The sequence below is a fragment of the Pseudomonas sp. genome, from assembly GCF_049645325.1.
Taxonomy (GTDB): domain Bacteria; phylum Pseudomonadota; class Gammaproteobacteria; order Pseudomonadales; family Pseudomonadaceae; genus Aquipseudomonas.
Genome location: NZ_JBARTQ010000525.1, coordinates 1 through 2410, shown reverse-complemented (window position 1 = coordinate 2410; position 2410 = coordinate 1). Strand labels below are relative to the sequence as shown.

The following is a 2410-nucleotide window of genomic DNA, read 5'->3' as shown; positions in this document are numbered from 1 at the left end:
CACACCGAGCCTAGGCGAGGTGCCGAGTGGAGGGGCAAGAGCGTTTTGCTTACTTTTGCGCTCTATCAAAAGTGAGCCGCTGTAAGAGCGGAACCCATACCCGCCATCACCCCAACAACGGATATGTACTCACCCCCCCAACACACCAACAACCCAACCTCAAGCCTCAGCCACACGCCGTTCCTGAGGCAGCACCTGCACCCGAGGCTCAAGCCGATTAGCCCGCGCAAACGTACCAAAATCGTTGAACCGCACCCCCATCTCAGCCATAACCTTGTGCGCCACCCTCGCCGTCATCTGGCGAATATAGAACGGCTCCTTCACCACAAAATGGTGAATGCCATGGGTACTGCCGAAGTTGAAGCAAAACGCCTGCAACGGCCACATCCACCAAGGGTTGAGCACCTGGGTTTGCTGGATCACATTACCCAACTCCACATCGCCGTAGTAATGCATGTTGGAGCTGACAAAGTGCAGGCAGAACGTGCGCAGCACATTCGGACCGATGATCACCACCGCAGCGATATCGACCACCTGCATCAGCTGCAAGGTGCCGGCTGACCACTCGATGGGCGTGCCCATCAGGCTGGCAATGCCATTGGCCGCATGAAAACCAAGAAACACATACCAAGCGCCCCAGTGCAGCAGCGCCAGCGGTGCGTACACCAGCAACGAGCGCTTGAGAATCTTGAATTTGTGGCCCCAGGTTTTCGCGCGCAGCATGCGGATAAACGCCGACATCACGTTATCGCCGACCATCAGCAACCGCGCGAAACCCCACGGCTCGCCATTGGTGATGGCGCGCTCTTCCATGTCGGTCTCGGTACCGGAGACTTTATGGTGATTGAGGTGCAGGTGCCGGCGAATCCACGGGTTGATCGTGCTTGGCCGCGCCAGCCACACCAGGCCCATCATCAGGTTGTGGGGCAGGCGCTGCTTGCGAAAGTACATGCTGTGGATCAGGTCGTGTTCCAGCTCGTGGGTCAGCGAGGCCAGGAATGCGTTGAGCAACAGGCACACCCACCAAGCCATGTGGCCGGTGATGTAGAGCGCCGCCGAACCGAGCATGCCCACCAACGCAAAGGCCAGGATGCCCGCGCCCAGCGCGTCCTGATGCAACAGCCAGGGGTGCTGCTGGCGCAGTCGCACGCCTTCGGCGAGCACCACCTCGCGAATTTTTGCTGAACGCTGCTGTGCGTTCATCTGTTGGGGACTTGCAGAAGTACCGTCCATGCTCCCATCCTCTTGTTTATTGACAGATGCATCCTGGCCCAAGCGGTGCGCCAGAGCATCAGCCCCACACGCCAACCTGTTGACCGCAAGCGCCAATCGCCATGACCGAACCCACCTCACTCGCCAGCTGGACCCGCGCGCTGCGCAAGCAGCTCGACGCCCTGGACCTCGACAGTGCCGCGCTGTGCGTGCAGGCCGGGCTCGACCCGCAGCAGATGGACGACCCCAACGCGCGCTACCCGCTGTCGGCCACCACGCGCTTGTGGGAACTGGCGGTGAACGCCAGCGGCGATCCGGCAATCGGGTTGCGGGTGTCACGGTTTGTCAGCCCCACGACCTTTCACGCGCTGGGGTACGCCCTGGTGGCCAGCGGCAGTTTGCGCGAGGTGTTCGAGCGCATCGTGCGTTACCACCAAGTGGTCAGCGACGCCCTGACGCTGGAGCTTAGCCGGGAGGGCGAGCGCTATCGGTTTCGTTTGCTGAAACCCCAGGGGAGCCCGGCGCCAGCCTTCGAAGCCATCGATGCGTTTGCGGCGATTTATGTGCGCACCTGCCGCAACCGCCTGGGCCGCGAATACGCACCCTTGGCCGTACACCTGCGACGACCGGAGCCGGCAGACCCCAAGCCGTGGCACACGGTGTTTCGCGCACCGGTGTTTTTCGGCGCAGAGGAGGATCGGCTCGAGTTTGCCGCGCAGGATTTCGACAGCCACCTGGACGACGCCAACCCGGAGTTGGCCGCGCACAACGAAACCGTGCTCAAGCGCACGCTGGCCCAACTGCAACCGCTGACCTGGGAGCGCAAGGTGCGCGGCGCCATCGAGGCGCAATTGCCGGACGGCGAGCCGAGCGCCGAACGTATCGCCCAGGCGTTGCACTTGAGTTTGCGCAGCCTGCAGCGGCACCTGGCGGACGAAGGCTGTCGCTTTGATGCACTGCTCAATGAATGCCGGGAGAACCTGGCGCTGCAGCACTTGCGGGACCCGCAGTGTTCGTTGGCGGAGATCAGCCATTTACTCGGGTTTGCCGACACCAGCAGCTTCAGCCGGGCGTTCAAGCGCTGGACCGGGATGACGCCGGGGCAGTTTCGGGATGGGTTGCGGTAGGCAGATTTTGGGTGGCGGTGAGGGCCTCATCGCAGCATAAGTATCTACACATCGTTGTAGTGAGCGGGCTT

The 2410-nt window shown here is 62.1% G+C and carries 2 protein-coding genes; one reads left to right on the top strand and one right to left on the bottom strand.

What is annotated here, in order from left to right; translation table 11 throughout:
- Positions 1 to 159: 159 nt before the first annotated feature.
- On the bottom strand, positions 160 to 1233 hold the full coding sequence (locus WBB95_RS22360) for a fatty acid desaturase (protein ID WP_424489550.1): 1074 nt from the start codon (positions 1231 to 1233) through the stop codon (positions 160 to 162).
- 101 nt (positions 1234 to 1334) lie between these two features.
- Between WBB95_RS22360 and WBB95_RS22355 the strand changes: the two genes are divergently transcribed.
- Complete coding sequence (locus WBB95_RS22355; protein WP_424489549.1) at positions 1335 to 2339, top strand: AraC family transcriptional regulator; 1005 nt, start codon at positions 1335 to 1337, stop codon at positions 2337 to 2339.
- Positions 2340 to 2410: the final 71 nt, after the last annotated feature.

Excerpts from the sequence above, each read along its gene's own strand:
- WBB95_RS22360 (WP_424489550.1), bottom strand. The coding sequence starts at position 1,233 with ATGGACGGTACTTCTGCAAGTCCCCAACAGATGAACGCACAGCAGCGT.
- WBB95_RS22355 (WP_424489549.1), top strand. The coding sequence starts at position 1,335 with ATGACCGAACCCACCTCACTCGCCAGCTGGACCCGCGCGCTGCGCAAG.